Genomic DNA, 18,027 nt, shown 5'->3' with positions numbered 1-18,027 from the left:
TGCCAAGCTACATATTAATTAAAATCGCTCTAAACTCAAGCAGAAACGGATGTGCATCCGGTTAGGAGCAGTATCCGTTTCTGCGGGAAGTTAGCTATCTCGTATTATTTCCCGTCAACGCGGGCCATAACCTGCTGCGTAAGTGCAGCAACCTTATCCTTGGCATTCTGGAGCGATTCACCGCGAACCGCAAAGTACACCTTGATCTTCGGCTCTGTGCCGGAAGGCCGCAGGCAGAACCATGAGCCGTCGGATAACAGATACTTCAGCACATTTTCCTTAGGCAGGCCATTCAGCCCCAGAGTGTAATCCAGAACCTCGCTTACAGAAGCACCCGCGATTTCCTGCGGGGGATTGCTGCGCCAGTCATTCATGATTGCCTGAATCTGGGCCACACCGTCTTTACCCTTCAGCGTGCGTGATTCCAGGCTTTCCAGGAAGAAGCCAAACTTGCTGTACAGCTCCTGAAGCACATCATAAAGCGTCTTGCCTTGTGCTTTGTAGTATGCCCCAGCTTCTGCAATCAGCATGGAAGCCAGAACGGCATCCTTGTCCCGGGCATAATTGCCGGCAAGGTAACCATAGCTCTCTTCGTAACCGAAGAGGTACGTGTACTCCCCGGACTGTTCGAACTGGGTCATTTTCTCCCCGATATATTTGAAGCCAGTCAGCGTATTAAATACAGTAGCACCATAATGCTCGGCAACCGCCGCGCCCATTTCACTCGTCACGATGGTCTTGACAACAGCACCGTTCTTCGGCAGCTTGCCTTGTTCCTGCAAACGGCTCAGGTAGTAATGGATCATCAGGGCCCCGGACTGGTTACCAGATAAAACAACGAAGTTCCCTTCATTGTCCCGTACGACGGCCCCCATCCGGTCTGCATCAGGGTCGGTACCGATCAGCAGGTCGGCGTTCAATTCTTCTCCAAGTTTTATAGCCAGGGTAAAGGCTTCCCGCTCCTCGGGATTCGGTGATTTCACCGTCGAGAACTCAGAATCCGGCTGCTCCTGCTCCGGCACCACATGGACCTGCGTAAAGCCGATCTTCTTCAGCACACTACGGACCGGCAAATTGCCCGTTCCATGCAGCGGAGTGTACACAATCTTGAAATCTTTGCCGAGAGTAGAAGTGATCTCTTCACGGGCAACACTCACAGCAGCTACTGTATCTGTAAAAGCTTCATCTTCTTTCTCTCCCAGCCAATGCAGCAAGCCTTGACTTTCTGCATCTTCACGGGAAATCCGCTTTACGCCATTGAAGGAATCAACCTCCAATATGTAGGAAATGACTTTCTCCGCCTCGTCCGGTACCAGCTGTCCACCTTCGGCATTATAAACTTTATAGCCGTTGTATTCCGGCGGGTTATGGCTTGCCGTGATAACAACGCCACCTGACGCCTTCAAATGACGGACAGTAAAGGAAAGCTGCGGCGTCGAACGCAGGGATGGAAACAAATGTGCCTCAATGCCGTTTCCGGCCAGCACAAGCGCAGCCTCCAGCGTAAATTCGGGTGAGAAGCGTCGGGAGTCATGCGCGATGACTACGGAAGGTCTGCATTCTCCAGTATGCTGCTCCAGTATATAATTAGCGAAACCTTGAGTGGCCCGGCCTACTGTATATCGGTTGATCCGGTTGCTGCCTGCGCCGATAACCCCGCGCAATCCGCCTGTACCAAACTCCAAATCTCTATAAAAGCGTTCTTCCAGTTCCTGTTTTTCATTCGCAAGAAGGTTCAGTTCTGCCTTCGTGTTCTCATCCACAGAAGGGTCCTGCAGCCAACGTGTCAATGTTTCTAGCGCTTTCGGGCTTAATTCAGTCATATGAATCTCTCCTTATCCATATTATGATATATGATTGTATAACAGGTGCTAGCTGAGCGCGAACATAATTTCGCCAGAGGCTACAATCTTGCCCTCCACCTTCGCGGTGGCTTGGCCTTTTCCAATGCTCCCTTTAAGCCGGGTAATCTCCACCTCAAGCGTTAGCGTATCTCCCGGTACTACCTGGCCACGAAAACGGAAACCGTCCAGTCCGGCCAGAAAACCGATCTTGCCCCGGTTGGCTTCAAGTCCCAGAATAGCTACGGCGCCTACCTGTGCAAGAGCTTCTGTAATCAGAACGCCGGGCATTACCGGATAACCCGGAAAGTGACCGGTGAAGAACGGTTCATTTACCGTCACATTTTTGATGCCGACAGCCCGTTTGCCCATTTCTATTTCTGTAATTTTGTCCACCAGCAGAAATGGAGGCCGATGGGGTATTATTTCTTGAATTTGATTGATATCCAGCATTGTCGCAAAGCTCCTTTCGGATGTAACCGCGTATTTAAACAATCCGCTGGGCAGTACTTTGGTTTTATTCTTTTACAAAGTCTGCATAAATATTGGCGGCTTCGGTAAAAACTATAATTATCCTTCACCACCTGCAGCAGTGGAGGTTAAGATAAGGGGCTTTCTCCACCGCACGCGGCAGCATGGCGGAGAGGGCCCTTTTGGCGTTCCTTGGTCCCCAATCATTATACATTTTCCAGCATAAAAAAGAAAACTCCCTTAGACAACCAGGGAGCTTTAAAACACCTCATATTTAAGGTGCGAACACCAAATCATATACATGCTTCCAGGTACTCCACAGAAGCACATCACTGAATTCCTTTTTGCCTAGAACGACGTAACCGACTACAAGACCACTCGCAAGCGCAGCTACAAGCAGCAAGGGAATCATAATCCACTGGATAATGGCCCATGTGGATACTCTCCGCTTCTTCACCGGCTGCCGTTGATCTTCTTCCGGTTTCCTATTGTCCTGACGACTCATTCCTTCACCTACCCGCGCATAGAATTGGCCAGGCCAAGCATCTGGTCACTGGAGGAAAGTGCCCGTGAGACAAGCTGATAGGTGCGCTGAATCTGCATCATTTCCGTTATTTCCTTGCTGAGGTCAACGTTGGACTGTTCCAGATATCCGGAACGCACTCCTACTGCAGAGGCTTCACCCGGTGCTCTTTGGAGGAAGGCCTGCTGCGCTGTGACTCCGTCAGCAAGCACGTAAAAATTACCGTCGACTGCCTGCATCGCACTCTTGCTTAGCGGCTCTACAATCATAATTGTACCCGCTACCCGGGCAGGCGCATTCTCGCTGGTCTTCGTGAGTACACGGCCGCTCTCATCAATAGCGGCACTTACATTCGCAGGTACTGTTAAAGGGTTGCCATCTGTATTCAATACAGGATTGCCTGTATTATCTACCAACATCATATTATCGGGGTTGGAGGCATCCGGTGTAAAATGAAAATCCCCTTGACGTGTATAAGCGGTAGCTCCATTCACCTGAACCCCGAATAACCCGTTACCTTGCAGCGCCAGATCCGTCGGATTCCCTGTTTCTTGAAGCGGACCCTCTTCCCAGTTGGTCGAGACCCCAGGCACACGGACCCCAAAGCCGATATTGAAGCCAAGCGGCATGCTGCGGCCGGGCTGATCGTAGTCTTTGGACTGCTGCTGAACACGGGTCAGAACGTCCTCAAACGAACCTTCTTTGCTCTTATAGCCATTGGTACTCATATTAGCAACGTTATCCGCGATAATATCCAGACGCTGCTGAAGGCTGGACATCGAGACAGAAGCGCTGATTGACGAATTGTTCATGGATTAATCCCCCTCTATACTCTACCGACTTCATTGACGGTCTTCTGCAGACTGGTGTCGTAGAATTGAATGACTTTCTGGTTCGCCTCATACGCCCGGTATGCAGCATTCATATCAACCGTTACCTGGGTAGGGTCCACATTGGAATTCTCCAAATATCCCTGGCGCACCTGCAGGTTATCTCCTGCGTTAGCATAGCGGATTTCCGCAGCCTCAATATCATCGGCATGGAAGACACCGTTACCGTCGCGCACTAGTTCCTGCGGTCTCGTGATTACACTGACGCCAATTTTGGTTCCGGAAGGAAGCCCTGTAGCCGTATTGATCAGATTGCCCTGCCCGTCCACTTTAAGATTATCCTGCGGGCCTGTCAAGACCAGCGGGTTGCCGTTAGCATCTAGAACATTAAATCCTCCGGCGCTGATCACCTGTCCGGTCGCGCTAACGCTGAAGCTTCCGTTGCGTGTATATAAATTATTGCCTTCGTTATCTTGAACTGTAAAAAATGCCTGCGGCCGGTAGATAACCTCGCCTTCAGGAGTTACATATTTGCCCGACCCGTCAAAAGCTATGTTGTCTCCGGTAGCAGGGTCCGCAACCTGTAAGTCAGTAGACAAGGCAAAGTCAATCGACTTTCCGCTTTCAATCAGATCGCCCTGCAAATATTGGGAAACAGATTGTTCTGCAAAAACCCCTGTGTTGAGGCGGCCTACCGGCTTCGTGGTGCCGCCACTCATGGCTGAAATCAATACATCGGGAAAGGCATGGCTGACACTATCGACTTGCTTGTACCCCGTTGTATTCAAATTGGCAATATTTTGCGTCGCCGTATCATGTCTGCGCTGCTGCGTGACCATCCCGGCAGCGGCCGTATATAATCCTCTAATCATGAGGGCAATTCCCCTTCCTGAATCTGCTATTATCCTTTATTATCGGCAGCTTAGAACTTTTTCTTAACGACCTTGTCCAAATGATCCAACATAATCCCCGTTCCCTTGACCACACAGTGCATCGGATCTTCAGCTACCCAGACAGGAACATGCAGCTGCTCCGAGAGCAGCTCGTCCAGCCCGTTAAGCAGTGCGCCGCCGCCGGTCAGTACAACCCCGCGGTCGATAATGTCGGCCGACAGCTCCGGCGGTGTACGCTCGAGCACTGATTTTGCCGCAGCGACAATAGAGGAAACCGGATCCCATAATGCTTCTTTAACCTCACCGGAGTTAATCGTCAGTGTTTGTGGAAGTCCGCTGACCATATCCCGGCCGCGAATATCCATTTCTGCCTGCATGCCGCCCGGCCGGACTGTTCCGATGGTGACTTTAATATCCTCAGCCGTGCGCTCACCGATGAGCAGTTTATATTTCTGTTTGATATATCTTAAAATGGCATCGTCGAACTTGTCCCCTGCAATTTTAATGGAGGAGGCGGTAACGACGTCGCCCATGGACAGGACAGCTACATCCGTCGTTCCGCCGCCGATATCGACGACCATATTTCCGCTTGGTTGATAAATATCCATACCCGCTCCAATTGCCGCGGCCTTGGGTTCTTCTTCCATATAAACATCCTTGGCCCCGCTGCGTTCCGCCGCTTCACGGATCGATTTCTGTTCAACTGATGTAATATTCGTGGGGGCACAGATCAAAATGCGGGGCTTAGCGTACCAGGTACGGCCGCCAACGCGGTCGATGAAATATTTCAACATCATTTCCGTAACGGCAAAATCAGCAATAACGCCATCCCTAAGAGGACGAATGGTTGTAATGTTGCCAGGTGTCCGCCCTACCATGCGACGCGCCTGTTCACCTACCGCAAGGACTTTCTTCGTATCACTTTCAAGTGTGACCACGGAGGGTTCATCCAGAACGACTCCCCTCCCTTTAACATGAATGAGCACATTGGCCGTACCGAGATCGATTCCGATATCCTTGCTAAGCATAATGAAAGAGCCCCCAAAGTGTTATTTTAAATGAGATTAGTTAGTGAGTACCACATTTAAAAATACCATACTTTAGGGGATATACACAATGTAGTAAACCTGAATTTTTGCTTAAAATTCCGAAAATATCATGGCTTTGCGGCTACGGCAACCTCACGTTTTTTACCGGTCGTTTTCTTATATTTAATTTTTGTGGCTTCTCCCCCCCGCAAATGACGGATTGATTTGTGATATTCGAGAATGTGCTTCACCTGATCGGCCAAATCAGGGTTGATCTCCGGCAAACGCTCGGTTAAGTCCTTATGCACCGTGCTCTTTGAAACGCCAAATTCCTTGGCAATGGTCCGGACTGTATGCCTGGTTTCCACGATGCAGCGTCCGATTTTGATCGTACGTTCTTTGATGTAATCGTGCACGCTCCCGCCTCCCAACTGTGGATAGTTTGGTACATTATATGAGGGGCGGGCCTATATATTCGCGCTTTCAGGGGATGACAAGCCCTGGAAGGCTCATTTTATTTCCTGGACAACCGTAAGAAGGGCCCATTTCGGCGGAAAACAGCAACAAAAAAACAGGAGGCATTCGCCTCCTGTCTAAAAGTTATGCTTAACGCTGCGGCAGCAGATCCGAAGGATTGACTACCTTGCCATCCTCGTACACTTCAAAGTGCACATGATTGCCAAGATTTTTCTCAATTTCACTGCGTCCGGCCGTTGCCAGCGTGTCGCCTTGCTTCACTTCATCGCCTTGCTTCACTTTGGTGTCGCCGAGGCTTTGATATACCGTCTTCAGATTGTTCGGATGGGTAATCTCTACAACCTTGCCGAACACTGCAACATCTTCAACCCGTGTTACTTCACCGCTAAGCGCTGCCTTGACATCAAACGTCTTGTTGTCCTCACGTGCGATGTCGATTCCGACATTCGGCACGAAGGTGTCATTGTACTGCACCATAGCCGCTACATGATTCTCTTCCGTCCCATTCTCATCATAGAACGGTTTTACCACTTCCACTTCTCCGGGACTGGCTACAGGCCAGGTCAGAGTTTCTGCCGAAGCGACAACTTCCAAAGCCTCAGGGTCGTTTGCTGCACCGGCTTCTTTGCTGGGTTTAGCGGCATCCAGTGAAACGACTGCGTTGGTGTCGGAGTTCAGCGGCTTCTGGCCGGCATCCTGATAGACCCACACCAAGGTTAGTATAATAGCCGCTGCCGCCGTGTAGACTGCCGGGAATACCCACCGTTTGGAGAACAGCCTGTTCCATGAAGAAGGCTTAGCGCCTGAATCTCCCTGCTTGTTTTTGAGAGATTCATCATGGGTTGATTTGTTTTTTTCTTGTTCATTCATATGTTTATCACCTCAGTAACCAGTGTTACCGGGCGCTTCGCTTTTATACGTATCTTTCAAGTTATTTTTTCAGAAGAGTTGAGACTTGAACAAAAGAGATACCGCTGTAATAGTGTTTGAGAATTTGCGTCGCTGTGCTGCCTTCCTTGGCCATGCCGTTTGCCCCCCACTGGCTCATGCCGACTCCGTGTCCATTCCCGTAAGTTGTGATTATAATCTCGCTGCCCTTTCGCTTCCAGGTAAACTGGCTGGAGCGCAGCCCCAGCTTCTCGCGCACCTCCCGTCCGGTAAATACGGTTCCTCCAATCGAGATTTCCTTGACCCGGTGTCCCGCCGTCAGCGACAGCACTTTCACAGGCATCTGAGCAGAGGAAGAGGAGACCGGCTTCGCCCCTCCGGAAGCTGCAAGATCCTTGGAAGCAGGTAAAGCCTTGCCGCTTAACCCCAGCTTGCCTATCAGCTCTGAAATACTAAAGGTATAGGTTGCCGCGAGATTCGGTGTAATCTCCTGCTCCCAGGGGCTGGCTACACTGCGCAAATAAGGCACGGCAGCATTCCAGTAGTCTTCCGAATTTTCCGTATAGCCTCCACTGGAGGCGAAAAAGGAGGCGGTGATCGGCTGCCCCTTATAGGTCATAATGACGCCGCGCGTTTCGCGGACCGCGCGGCGGAGTTTGGCCAGCCCGGCGCTTTTGCCGCCGCGCACCCAATCCCGTTCCAGCGCTGCCTGCGAGACGTAAGCCTGATGGCTTACCGTATCGGTCACATCCGCGCCCGGAACGGGCACGCCACTGCTGTCGCCGGCCACTAGGCGGCGCATAATGAACGTGCGGGCGGCCACGGCCTGCGCTTTGAGCGCTTCGAGCTCAAAGTCCACCGGCATCTCGGCCGCCAGCACGCCGCTGACGTACTCCTCCAGCGGCAGGGTCTCTATTTGTCCGCTCTGCGACAAATAGACATGCACTTCCGGCTGCGGGGCCTCCCCCGCAGCCGCCTCAGGCAGCACAGGCCGTTCCGTGGCCTGTGGCACGGCCTTGGGCACCGGCTGCCCGCCTCCGCGCAGCGGGACAATCGCCAGCGGCAGCAGAAGCGCCGCCAGCAGCGGCGCTGCGAGCCAGGCGGCCGGGGCCAGCCGCTGGATACGGGGTCCTCCGCGCCGGGTGCGTGCGTAACGGCGTTTGAATTTGCGCCGCAAGTAGTGGAAATCTTTCATCTCTATGGCTCCTTCCGTAAGTCACCGGTGATTCTTATAGATATGAGTTTTCCACAACTGCTAGAACGCTATTCTGAGAGTGAGAGAATCAAATTGCCGTGAAGTTAGCAAAATTCTCAATCAGCACAAGTGGAAACGGCTTTGCCGTCCCCAAAAGGACGGTATCCGTTTCAGTGAGAAATAGAAGGATAATTTATAGCGTGAAGCATAGAAATTTTTATATTAAAAAAAAGCCGCACCGCAAATGCGGAGCAGCCTATTCCATTTATATTATTTACGATTATACCCAGGTTGGCTGAATCTGAAAGCGCGGCTTCAGCTCATCGCTTTTGAACGATTCGCTTTTGGTAGCTTCCGGTTTGGCGATTTCTTCTTTGGATGCCGCTACAACCGACTCTTCCATGGAAATCCGCCAAATGTCTGCACCAAGTCCCGACAGCTTCTCGGCCAGATTCACATACCCGCGGTCAATGTGATGCGTACCACTCACTTCCGTAGTCCCTTCGGCAACGAGTCCCGCCAAAATAAGCGCAGCGCCTGCACGCAGGTCCGTAGCGCACACTTTAGCGCCGACAAGCTGAGCATTGCCGGTCACAATCGCTGAACGGCCCTCAATCTTGATCTCGGCGTTCATGTTGTGGAATTCATCCACATGCATAAACCGGTTCTCGAAAACGGTCTCCGTTACGACACTGGTACCTACGGAGCGAAGCAGCAGCGCCATCATTTGCGACTGCATATCGGTAGGGAAACCCGGATACGGCAATGTCTTCAAATCAACAGCCTTCAGTGGCTTGTCGCTGATGACGCGCACGCCATTCTCATCAGGAATGATCGTAACGCCCATTTCCTCCATCTTGGCAATTACAGGTCCGAGATGATCAGCAATCGCACCTTCAACATATACATCCCCGCCTGTGATCGCTGCAGCTGCCATGTAGGTACCTGCTTCAATCCGGTCAGGAATCACATGATGTTTTACACCATGAAGCCGTTCTACGCCCTCGATACGAATGACGCCGGTCCCAGCTCCACGTACAATGCCGCCCATCCCGTTCAGGTAGTTAGCCAAATCGACAATTTCCGGCTCTTTCGCGGCATTCTCAATCACAGTCACGCCTTCGGCGAGTGCTGCGGCCATCATTATATTTTCAGTCGCGCCAACGCTGGCCACATCCAGATACACCTTGGCTCCACGCAGTCGACCGTTTGATTTCGCTTCAATGTAGCCTTGGCCCAAGCTAATCTCGGCACCAAGCGCTTCAAATCCCTTCAGATGCTGGTCAATCGGCCTTGTACCGATGGCGCAGCCGCCGGGCAAAGAAATGCGTGTATGACCCATACGGGACAATAAAGGGCCCATTACCAAAAAAGAAGCCCGCATTTTCCGCACCCATTCATAAGGCGCTTCACAGGATGTGATGCTTCTAGCATCAACCTCGATGATATCGTTCTGGTATGTAACACCTGCACCCAGAGATTCCAGCACTTTGCTGATAGTCATTACATCGTCTAGCGGAGGTGCGTCCACAATGACGCTAACTCCTTCTTCTGCCAATAGAGAGGCGGCTATGATCGGTAGTACGGAATTTTTTGCGCCGCTTACTTTCACGCTCCCGGTCAATCTGTTGCCACCGCGGACGATAAATTTGCTCATTTCGGTTTCCCTCCGCGTCCATATTTCTGAAATAATTTTGAATTTAAGATTCATTTGTTAAAATATCGGATATTCCGTCTGTGCGCCCGATGTGCGGGCACGTTCCTTAAACTTCAGTGTTGACATAATAAAACCTTATTATTCGACACCTTTTTCGCATCCATAGACCTATACAGATATAACCAAACTCACTTGCATTAAAACACATTGCGGAGCAGCCCGCTCCAGCCCAGGTAATCCAGCAGAAACCCAGCCACGAAATGACCGAGGACGATAGCCAGCAACAGATGGAGCAGTCTTCCTTGAGGGCTCTTGGGATATCTTATGACCAAATCGAGCTTAAGGTTCTGAAGTGCCCACCAAGATAATACGACACAGAGCAAAGAAACGATCATTGAAACCAAACCGCTGGTACCGATCGCGCTGGATAAATCATCGTAGATCATTTGTTCCATGTTACCTCCCGTGTGAATGTTACTTGGAAATCGACTCTTATATCATACTTGCGCAGATGAAAAGAATCCAGTACTTTTACGAATTTTTAAACATTTCGCCCATTAAGCCCCAGGTTCATGACAATATGTTCATTTTTTACAGGTTTTTTATTCCAAAAAAAATGCAGCCAAGCTATAGGCTTGACTGCATTTCGTGCTACTGTTGTCCTTTTCCGGTGGACACTTTAATCCGTGTAACGGCGCGTTGCAGCGCCAGCTCCGCACGGCGGTGATCAATCTCATCCTGTTTGCTGCGGGTCTGAAGACGGCGTTGTGCCCGTTCTTTAGCCGCTTCGGCGCGTTCAACATCGATATCCTTAGGCAGCTCGGCACTTTCAGCCAGAACTGTCACCTTGTCTTTATGCACTTCTACGAACCCGCCATGAACGGCGATAGTGACGGAAACACCGTCCGATTTTACAGTGAGCGGAGCAACCTGAAGTGGAGTCACAAGCGGAATGTGTCCCGGCAAAATGCCCAGCTCGCCATTGACTCCCCGTACAGTCAGGCTGTTAACCTGTTTGGAGTAGACAAGACGCTCCGGCGTGACAATTTCCAACAAAAAGGTATTCACTTCCATTCCTCCTCAAAGCTTTACCCAGTAAAGCTCGCATCGAAAGCATGATCTAAAGCTCAGAATTACATGGATTTCGCTTTTTCGACCGCTTCTTCAATCGTACCTACAAACAGGAAAGCTGCCTCCGGAAGATCATCGTGCTTGCCTTCCAGAATCTCTTTGAAACTGCGCACAGTTTCTTTGATCGGCACATATTTGCCTTTAAAGCCGGTAAACTGCTCTGCCACATGGAAAGGCTGGGACAGGAAGCGTTCAACTTTACGGGCACGGGCTACAATAACCTTGTCTTCTTCACTCAGCTCATCCATCCCCAGGATGGCGATGATGTCCTGAAGCTCGGTGTAGCGCTGCAGCAGTTGCTTAACGCCTTGTGCGACGTTGTAATGCTCTTCGCCGACAATTTCGGGAGCCAGCATACGCGAACTGGAAGCCAGTGGATCTACCGCAGGGAAAATCCCCTTCTCGGAGATTTTACGCTCCAGGTTGGTCGTTGCATCCAAGTGGGCAAATGCCGTTGCCGGAGCCGGGTCAGTGTAATCGTCCGCCGGTACGTAGATCGCTTGAATGGAGGTAACGGAGCCTTTTTTGGTGGAAGTGATGCGCTCCTGCAATTGGCCCATTTCTGTTGCCAGCGTTGGCTGGTAACCTACCGCTGAAGGCATACGGCCGAGCAGGGCTGATACTTCGGAACCTGCTTGGGTAAAGCGGAATATATTATCGATAAAGAGCAGCGTATCGCGGCCTTCCACATCACGGAAATATTCCGCCATGGTCAGACCGGTCAAGGCTACACGAAGACGTGCGCCCGGCGGCTCATTCATTTGTCCAAACACCATGGCCGTCTTCTTGATAACGCCGGAGTCGGTCATTTCATGATAAAGGTCATTACCTTCACGGGTCCGTTCACCAACACCGGCGAATACAGAAATACCGCCGTGCTCTTGAGCGATGTTGTTGATCAGTTCCTGGATGGTTACCGTTTTACCTACACCGGCACCGCCGAAGAGGCCGATTTTACCGCCTTTGGCGTATGGGGCCAGCAGGTCGATAACCTTGATCCCGGTTTCCAGAATTTCCGCTTGGGTCGACAGTTCATCATAAGTCGGGGCAAGACGGTGAATCGGATTCTTCTCTGCGACAACCTCAGCACCGTTATCAATAGGGTTGCCAAGTACATTAAATACCCGGCCGAGTGTAGCTGCGCCAACGGGAACCGAAATCGGTCCACCCTGGTCAATCGCGTCCAATCCGCGAACCAGACCATCCGTGGACGACATGGCGATACAACGGACCAGATTGTCACCCAGGTGATTGGAAACTTCAAGCGTCAGATCAATAATGCGGCCGTTCTCCAAGCTGGTTTCAATCTTGATAGCGTTGAAAATCTCGGGCAACTGGCCGCGTTCGAATTCAATATCAACAACCGGACCCATAATGCTTACAACGCGTCCTTTGTTCATCTTCATTTCCCTCCTCGAAAGCTGTTACATTGAGAAGAAACGGCAGTGCTGTCTTCAGGAGTCTATGCCCCTGAAGCGAGCGGTACGTTGTATCGCTCTACGGCACCCGTTTCTTATAGATCAAGACTGCGCATTTGCTCCGGCAACGATCTCAGTAATTTCCTGCGTAATCGCCGCCTGACGGGCACGGTTGTACGTAAGTCTAAGGTCTCCGATCATTTTCGACGCGTTCTTAGTGGCACTGCCCATCGCTGTCATCTTCGCACCCAGCTCACTGGCTTTACCGTCCAGAATTGCGCTATAAATCAAAGTTTCGGCATATTTTGGAAGCAGCACTTGCAGTACGCCTTCCGGTGAAGGTTCGTATTCATAGGCTGCACTTGCGCCTGTGTGCCCCTCAGCCACTGCATCCATTGGGAGCAGACGGTCAACGGTTGGCACTTGGCTGATGGCATTCAGAAACCGGTTATAGCAGATATAAAGCTCATCATATACACCTGTCTCAAACTGCTGAACCGCCGAGTAGGCGATTGACTTAATATCAGAGAATTTCGGTGTATCGGACAGCTCGGTAACTTCCTCTACAATCGGGTATTCACGGCGCCGCAAGAAATCACGGCCCTTACGGCCGATGACGAAGAGCGCATATTCGTCCTTGGAATTATGCCGCTCTGCCAGAAGCATCGTCACTTTACGCAGGATATTGGCATTGTATCCACCCGCGAGACCTCTATCGGAAGTAACAATAATATAGGCGGTCTTCTTCACGGGACGGCTGACCAGCATCGGATGCTGCAAGTCCTGTGTACCGGCAGCAATACTCGATACGACCTCTTTCAGCTTCTGTGAGTACGGACGGGCAGCTTCCGCTTTCTCCTGCGCTTTGCGCAGCTTGGAGGCGGCTACCATCTCCATTGCTTTAGTGATCTGTCTGGTGTTTTGAACGCTCTTGATTTGACGTTTAATATCACGCATACTTCTTGCCATGATTTCACCACCTTAAAGCTTTGACGAAGTCAAAGCTGACCTCGTAAGCATAAACTGAGCTTTGAAGAAGTCAAAGTTAACTTCGTAAGCATATATCAGAGCTTTGGCAGAGCCAAAGCCCGTTTCAAAGCATGGGTAGACAGTTATTTGCGATTAGCTGGTCGCGAAGCCTCTTTTGAACTTCTCGATCGCTTCTTTCAGTGCTGTCTCGTTGTCTGCCGTCAAATCCTTTGTATCAGTGATGGATTTAATAATGCCGGCAGCGCTGCTGTCGATGAACGCCAGGAATTCCTTCTCGAAGCGTTTTACGTCTTTGACAGGAATATCATCCAGGTGGCCTTTAACAGCGGTATACAAGCTGAGCACCTGATGCTCAACAGACAACGGCTGGTTTACGCCCTGTTTCAGAATCTCCATCATACGGGCACCGCGGTTCAGACGGGCTTGCGTAGACTTATCGAGATCGGAACCAAACTGGGAGAATGCCTGAAGTTCGCGGTATTGGGCCAGATCCAGACGGAGTGAGCCAGCAACCTTCTTCATAGCTTTGATCTGCGCTGATCCCCCTACACGGGATACAGAGATACCGACGTTGATCGCCGGACGCTGACCGGAGTTGAATAGGTCGGATTCAAGGAAGATTTGGCCGTCTGTAATCGAAATTACATTCGTAGGAATGTAGGCCGAAACGTCAGAGGCTTGGGTTTCAATGAAAGGCAGTGCGGTTAATGAACCACCACCCAGCTCATCGCTGAGCTTAGCCGCACGTTCCAAAAGACGGGAGTGCAGATAGAAAACGTCACCCGGGAATGCTTCGCGGCCTGGTGGACGACGGAGCAGCAGGGACAATTCGCGGTAAGCGGAGGCTTGCTTCGAAAGGTCATCATAAATGACAAGGACATGCTCGCCTTTGTACATGAAGTACTCGCCCATTGCACAACCTGCGTATGGAGCGATATACAGCAGTGGGGACGGCTCGGAGGCCGACGCGGTTACAATAATTGTATACTCCAAAGCACCATGGCGGCGGAGTGTTTCTACAACCTGCGCCACTGTGGATTGTTTTTGACCAATGGCAACATAGATACATTTCATGCCGTTGCCCTTTTGGTTGATGATCGCATCAATTGCGATAGCTGTTTTACCGGTTTGACGGTCACCAATGATAAGCTCGCGTTGTCCGCGGCCAATCGGCACCATCGCGTCAATCGCTTTAAGACCGGTCTGCATCGGCTCATGAACCGATTTACGGTCGATAACACCCGGTGCATTGTTCTCTACCGGACGGAATTCTGTCGTATCAATCGGACCTTTGCCGTCCAGCGGCTGGCCGAGGGCATTCACTACACGGCCCAGCAGGGCTTCGCCCACCGGTACCTGCATAATTTGTCCCGTACGTTTAACTTGATCGCCTTCACGAATCGCCGTATACTCACCCAGAATAACAACACCGACGTTGCTTTCTTCCAGATTGAGCGCCATGCCCACTACTCCGTTGGAGAACTCCAGCAACTCGCCTGCCATTGCGTTTTCCAGACCGTAGACACGGGCGATACCATCTCCGACTTGAATGACGGTGCCAATTTCGGCCACTTCGATATCGGCTTTATATTGCTCAATTTGACTTTTGATCAAAGTGCTGATCTCTTCAGGTCTGATGCCCAATATCCTCACCCCTATCTTCTATGCTTATCGTTAAAAGATTTCTCGAGACGCTCCAGTTTGCCGGACAAACTGCCGTCATACAGCGTATCGCCGATTACGACCTTAAGTCCGCCCAGCAGGCTCTTATCCACGAGATTCGTAACACGAATCTTGCGTTTAGTAAGCTCGCTGAATTCTGCGGCCACAGTATCCTGCTCTTCTTGACTAAGCGCATAAGCAGAGTACACAGTAGCATCGCCGATACCGAGGGCGTCTCCTTCAATTTTGATGTATGTTTCCAGCAGCTCAGCAAAAATATCGGTTCTGCCCCGCTCAACCAGCAATTCCACCATGTTCATCACCGTTGGAGAGAGCTTATCCTGAAATGCTGTGCGAAGCACCTTCAGCTTATCGGACTTGGAGATGCGCGGTGCATGAATGAACCGTTTCACCTCTTGATCAAGATGCAGCACCTCGACCACTGTCTTCAGCTGTTCTTCCACTTCAAGCGTAATGCCTTTCTCCACCGCTGCACCGTACAATGCTCTGGCGTAGCGCCCAGCAACTACCGTATCGCGGCTCATGAGCGGCCTCCTACCTCTTTGAGGTATTGATCGACAAGCTGTTCCTGCTCGCCGTCAGCCTTGACTTCTTTTTCAAGCAGCTTGGAAGCAATGCGGACCGAAGCCGTTCCAAGCTCGCTGCGCAGGGCTTCCACAGCCTTGTTCTTTTCATTGGAAATATCGCGGACAGCCTCGTCCTTAAGACGTGCAGCCTCAGCTTTAGCTTGATCCATAAGCCGGTCTGCCTGGTTGCTGCTTGTGGCCTGGGATTGTTGAATGATCTGTTGTGCCTCTTGACGCGCCTGCTGCAGAGCCTGCTTCTGTTCTTCTACATAAGCGACCGCCTGCTCTCTGGTCTTAGCTGCTTCATCCATTTGCTGCATCACCAGTTCACGGCGTTTCTCCATAACTGCGAATAATTTGCTGAATGCAAATTTGCTGAGCAGGAAGTAGAGAAGTACAAATGCGGCAATTGAAAAAACTATATTCGTCCAAACTATAGTCACTGTGGTCACTCCTTTCCGTTACCGCGGTGTGCGGACATATACAAAAGTAAGGCGCGGATGGCACTTGCCCTCCCCGCCAAACCGTAAGAACGGTTTATTAAGTAAACATGATCAGGAATGCAATAACTGTTGCGGCCAACGGAATTACTTCGACGATACCTACACCGATAAACATTGTTGTTTGCAGTGCGTTACGTGCTTCCGGTTGACGAGCGATGGATTCTACCGTTTTGCTGACGATCATACCGTTACCAAGACCTGCACCGAGTGCGCCCAAACCAACCGCGATTGCTGCTGCCAAAAATTCCATTTGTAAATATCCTCCTTTAATTTTGAATCATTTAGTATTTGTTTAATGATATAAAAATCTCCCGCGAAGAGTGTTCCGGCGGCTGCCGCTTTCCTCACGGCAGTTCATTAATGTGCTTCTTCCTCGTGGATCGTCATCTGCGCGATGTACACCATCGTCAGAATCGTAAAGATAAATGCCTGAAGCGCTCCTATAAAGATACTGAAGCCTTGCCAGACTGCCAAGAATGGAATACCGAGGAATCCCAGCTTCAGAATAACCGTGATCAAAACCTCACCGGCAAAAATGTTGGCAAATAGACGGATGGCAAGCGCCACCGGCTTTGACAGGTTCTCAATAATGTTCAGCGGCAAGAAAATTGGAAACGGCTCAATGTAGTGTTTGAAATAATGTTTGCCATTCAGCTTAACGCCGAGGTAGTTCATCAATACAAACACGATGATCGCCAGCCCTGCGGTGACATTGATATCGGCAGTCGGCGATTTATACCACAAGATCTCCGCATGCTCGCCATGCGCCAAGTTTTTGGTCGCTTCGATTACATGTCCGAAGATGTACACCGGTTTATCAGCTTCAGTGATGAAGGAAAACGGCAGACCCAGGAGATTGGAGACAAAGATAAACAATATCAGCGTCAACCCCAGTGAAATGTAAGGTTTCCCTTTCTTCAGGTCCATGGCACTGCTGATGACTCCCTGTACAAATTCCACCACCCACTCCATAAAGTTCTGAAGTTTGGACGGATTCTCAACGGACAGGTTGCGGACAGACATCATTACCAATATGAACACTACCAGCGAACTGATTAAAAGCATCAGAACAGCGGATAAATCAATCGGTATTCCGCCGAAATAGATTAATGGCATTTCATGCATAGTATCATCCCCCTTTCTCTTTAATCTGGCTACAACTTATTCCTAATACCTAAATATATCCCCACAGGAATAGAGAGAAGCTGGGGAATGAACAGGCCGGCAATGGTTGCCTCCAGCGAGAAATGCTCGATCTTGACCGAAAACATGGTGACCAGAATCGCAAAACAGATCCGTGTAAGAAAACCAAGGCTGAATGCCTTCCCCTCGTGGTTTGCAGCCGACTTTGTTACCCGCCTTACTTTGGCGGCAAGATAACGAAAGTTGACCAATCCCGCTAACAAACCAAGCGTCATTCCCAGTGTCACGGTACGGGTCTCATGATGAAGTGCCCATCCCATTAACAATCCGGCCATCACAACGAGAGTAATCCTTGTAACGGAATTGATCATGGGAGTCATATTATCCATTTTGCTCCCCCAGAAATTTTTTGATTAGCAGGACGACGTTAACGATCCCGAGAAGCATCCCGGTGATTGTACCGATGGCCAGCCAGGATTTGGGGCCGTCCATCTGGTTCTGCAGCCATCTTGCCGCAAAAAAACCTATAATAATGTAAGCGGCAAGCAAAGTGCCTGCACTTCCGATGACTAAAGCGGTCCGTCCCAGTCCGGCTTCGTCCTTTTGTTCCTTCATAGGCTACAATCCCAACTAATTTTACTGAATATCCAGACTCTTTGTCAATTCATTGAAAATTGCTCAAAAGTGCTTGAAAACATGAAAATAATCACAGCAAAGCCTACCAAAACCATATAAACCGTACAGTTTCACTGTATGCTGTTTTTATTCACTTTAGTATATTAGTCGTTGT

General features: G+C 50.4%; 21 protein-coding genes. All 21 read right to left on the bottom strand.

The features are described 5' to 3' along the window. Positions 1-104: 104 nt before the first annotated feature. The 21 genes from ACQ76X_RS08600 to ACQ76X_RS08500 all read right to left on the bottom strand — a co-directional run bounded on the left by ACQ76X_RS08600 (position 105) and on the right by ACQ76X_RS08500 (position 17,852). Positions 105-1,823, bottom strand: coding sequence for a phospho-sugar mutase (locus ACQ76X_RS08600; protein WP_438492985.1), 1,719 nt, complete (start codon positions 1,821-1,823; stop codon positions 105-107). A gap of 48 nt (positions 1,824-1,871) precedes the next feature. Then, positions 1,872-2,294 carry a 3-hydroxyacyl-ACP dehydratase FabZ gene (fabZ, locus tag ACQ76X_RS08595; RefSeq protein WP_038597382.1) on the bottom strand — a complete coding sequence of 141 codons (423 nt, stop codon included), beginning with the start codon at positions 2,292-2,294 and terminating at the stop codon, positions 1,872-1,874. Positions 2,295-2,586: 292 nt separating this feature from the next. Further along, complete coding sequence (locus tag ACQ76X_RS08590; protein WP_076109651.1) at positions 2,587-2,817, bottom strand: DNA-directed RNA polymerase subunit beta; 231 nt, start codon at positions 2,815-2,817, stop codon at positions 2,587-2,589. Between the two features lie 8 nt (positions 2,818-2,825). Then, positions 2,826-3,647: a flagellar hook-basal body protein gene (locus ACQ76X_RS08585; protein WP_438492982.1), complete on the bottom strand. Its 822-nt coding sequence runs from the start codon at positions 3,645-3,647 to the stop codon at positions 2,826-2,828. Positions 3,648-3,661: 14 nt separating this feature from the next. Beyond that, positions 3,662-4,537, bottom strand: a complete 876-nt coding sequence (locus ACQ76X_RS08580; RefSeq protein WP_438492980.1) for a flagellar hook-basal body protein — start codon at positions 4,535-4,537, stop codon at positions 3,662-3,664. Between the two features lie 50 nt (positions 4,538-4,587). Then, positions 4,588-5,586: a rod shape-determining protein gene (locus tag ACQ76X_RS08575; protein WP_438492979.1), complete on the bottom strand. Its 999-nt coding sequence runs from the start codon at positions 5,584-5,586 to the stop codon at positions 4,588-4,590. Positions 5,587-5,714: 128 nt separating this feature from the next. Beyond that, complete coding sequence (gene spoIIID / locus ACQ76X_RS08570) at positions 5,715-6,002, bottom strand: sporulation transcriptional regulator SpoIIID (RefSeq protein WP_038597396.1); 288 nt, start codon at positions 6,000-6,002, stop codon at positions 5,715-5,717. Positions 6,003-6,192: 190 nt separating this feature from the next. Beyond that, a complete protein-coding gene (locus ACQ76X_RS08565) occupies positions 6,193-6,933 on the bottom strand; it encodes a peptidoglycan DD-metalloendopeptidase family protein (RefSeq protein ID WP_438492977.1) in 741 nt (246 codons plus the stop codon). A gap of 61 nt (positions 6,934-6,994) precedes the next feature. Next, positions 6,995-8,146 carry a stage II sporulation protein D gene (spoIID, locus tag ACQ76X_RS08560; protein WP_438492975.1) on the bottom strand — a complete coding sequence of 384 codons (1,152 nt, stop codon included), beginning with the start codon at positions 8,144-8,146 and terminating at the stop codon, positions 6,995-6,997. 280 nt (positions 8,147-8,426) lie between these two features. After that, entirely contained in the window at positions 8,427-9,803 is a 1,377-nt protein-coding gene (gene murA / locus ACQ76X_RS08555) for a UDP-N-acetylglucosamine 1-carboxyvinyltransferase (RefSeq protein ID WP_438492973.1), read from the bottom strand. Between the two features lie 197 nt (positions 9,804-10,000). Beyond that, positions 10,001-10,258: a DUF1146 family protein gene (locus tag ACQ76X_RS08550; RefSeq protein ID WP_038597407.1), complete on the bottom strand. Its 258-nt coding sequence runs from the start codon at positions 10,256-10,258 to the stop codon at positions 10,001-10,003. A gap of 196 nt (positions 10,259-10,454) precedes the next feature. Beyond that, positions 10,455-10,871 (bottom strand): F0F1 ATP synthase subunit epsilon, encoded by a 417-nt coding sequence (locus ACQ76X_RS08545; RefSeq protein WP_038597409.1) that lies wholly within the window; start codon positions 10,869-10,871, stop codon positions 10,455-10,457. 65 nt (positions 10,872-10,936) lie between these two features. Continuing rightward, positions 10,937-12,334 (bottom strand): F0F1 ATP synthase subunit beta, encoded by a 1,398-nt coding sequence (atpD, locus tag ACQ76X_RS08540; protein WP_038597411.1) that lies wholly within the window; start codon positions 12,332-12,334, stop codon positions 10,937-10,939. Positions 12,335-12,454: 120 nt separating this feature from the next. Continuing rightward, complete coding sequence (gene atpG, locus ACQ76X_RS08535; protein ID WP_438492971.1) at positions 12,455-13,321, bottom strand: ATP synthase F1 subunit gamma; 867 nt, start codon at positions 13,319-13,321, stop codon at positions 12,455-12,457. 153 nt (positions 13,322-13,474) lie between these two features. Next, entirely contained in the window at positions 13,475-14,986 is a 1,512-nt protein-coding gene (gene atpA / locus ACQ76X_RS08530; RefSeq protein ID WP_438492969.1) for a F0F1 ATP synthase subunit alpha, read from the bottom strand. An 11-nt stretch (positions 14,987-14,997) separates the two neighbouring features. Continuing rightward, a complete protein-coding gene (locus tag ACQ76X_RS08525) occupies positions 14,998-15,549 on the bottom strand; it encodes a F0F1 ATP synthase subunit delta (protein ID WP_038597419.1) in 552 nt (183 codons plus the stop codon). Further along, positions 15,546-16,034 (bottom strand): F0F1 ATP synthase subunit B, encoded by a 489-nt coding sequence (gene atpF, locus ACQ76X_RS08520; RefSeq protein ID WP_076109660.1) that lies wholly within the window; start codon positions 16,032-16,034, stop codon positions 15,546-15,548. Before atpF ends, ACQ76X_RS08525 begins: the two co-directional genes overlap by 4 nt. A gap of 97 nt (positions 16,035-16,131) precedes the next feature. After that, positions 16,132-16,344: a F0F1 ATP synthase subunit C gene (atpE, locus tag ACQ76X_RS08515; RefSeq protein WP_036699216.1), complete on the bottom strand. Its 213-nt coding sequence runs from the start codon at positions 16,342-16,344 to the stop codon at positions 16,132-16,134. A 107-nt stretch (positions 16,345-16,451) separates the two neighbouring features. Next, the gene (gene atpB / locus ACQ76X_RS08510; RefSeq protein WP_076109661.1) at positions 16,452-17,219 is read right to left on the bottom strand and encodes a F0F1 ATP synthase subunit A; all 768 of its coding nucleotides are present in this window, start codon (positions 17,217-17,219) and stop codon (positions 16,452-16,454) included. A 29-nt stretch (positions 17,220-17,248) separates the two neighbouring features. After that, on the bottom strand, positions 17,249-17,626 hold the full coding sequence (locus ACQ76X_RS08505; protein WP_342437453.1) for an ATP synthase subunit I: 378 nt from the start codon (positions 17,624-17,626) through the stop codon (positions 17,249-17,251). Continuing rightward, positions 17,619-17,852: an AtpZ/AtpI family protein gene (locus ACQ76X_RS08500; RefSeq protein WP_052092354.1), complete on the bottom strand. Its 234-nt coding sequence runs from the start codon at positions 17,850-17,852 to the stop codon at positions 17,619-17,621. Before ACQ76X_RS08500 ends, ACQ76X_RS08505 begins: the two co-directional genes overlap by 8 nt. Between the last annotated feature and the right edge of the window lie 175 nt (positions 17,853-18,027).

Source organism: Paenibacillus sp. IHBB 3054, assembly GCF_051594305.1.
GTDB lineage: Bacteria > Bacillota > Bacilli > Paenibacillales > Paenibacillaceae > Paenibacillus_AQ.
This window is presented reverse-complemented; position numbering and strand designations above follow the sequence as displayed.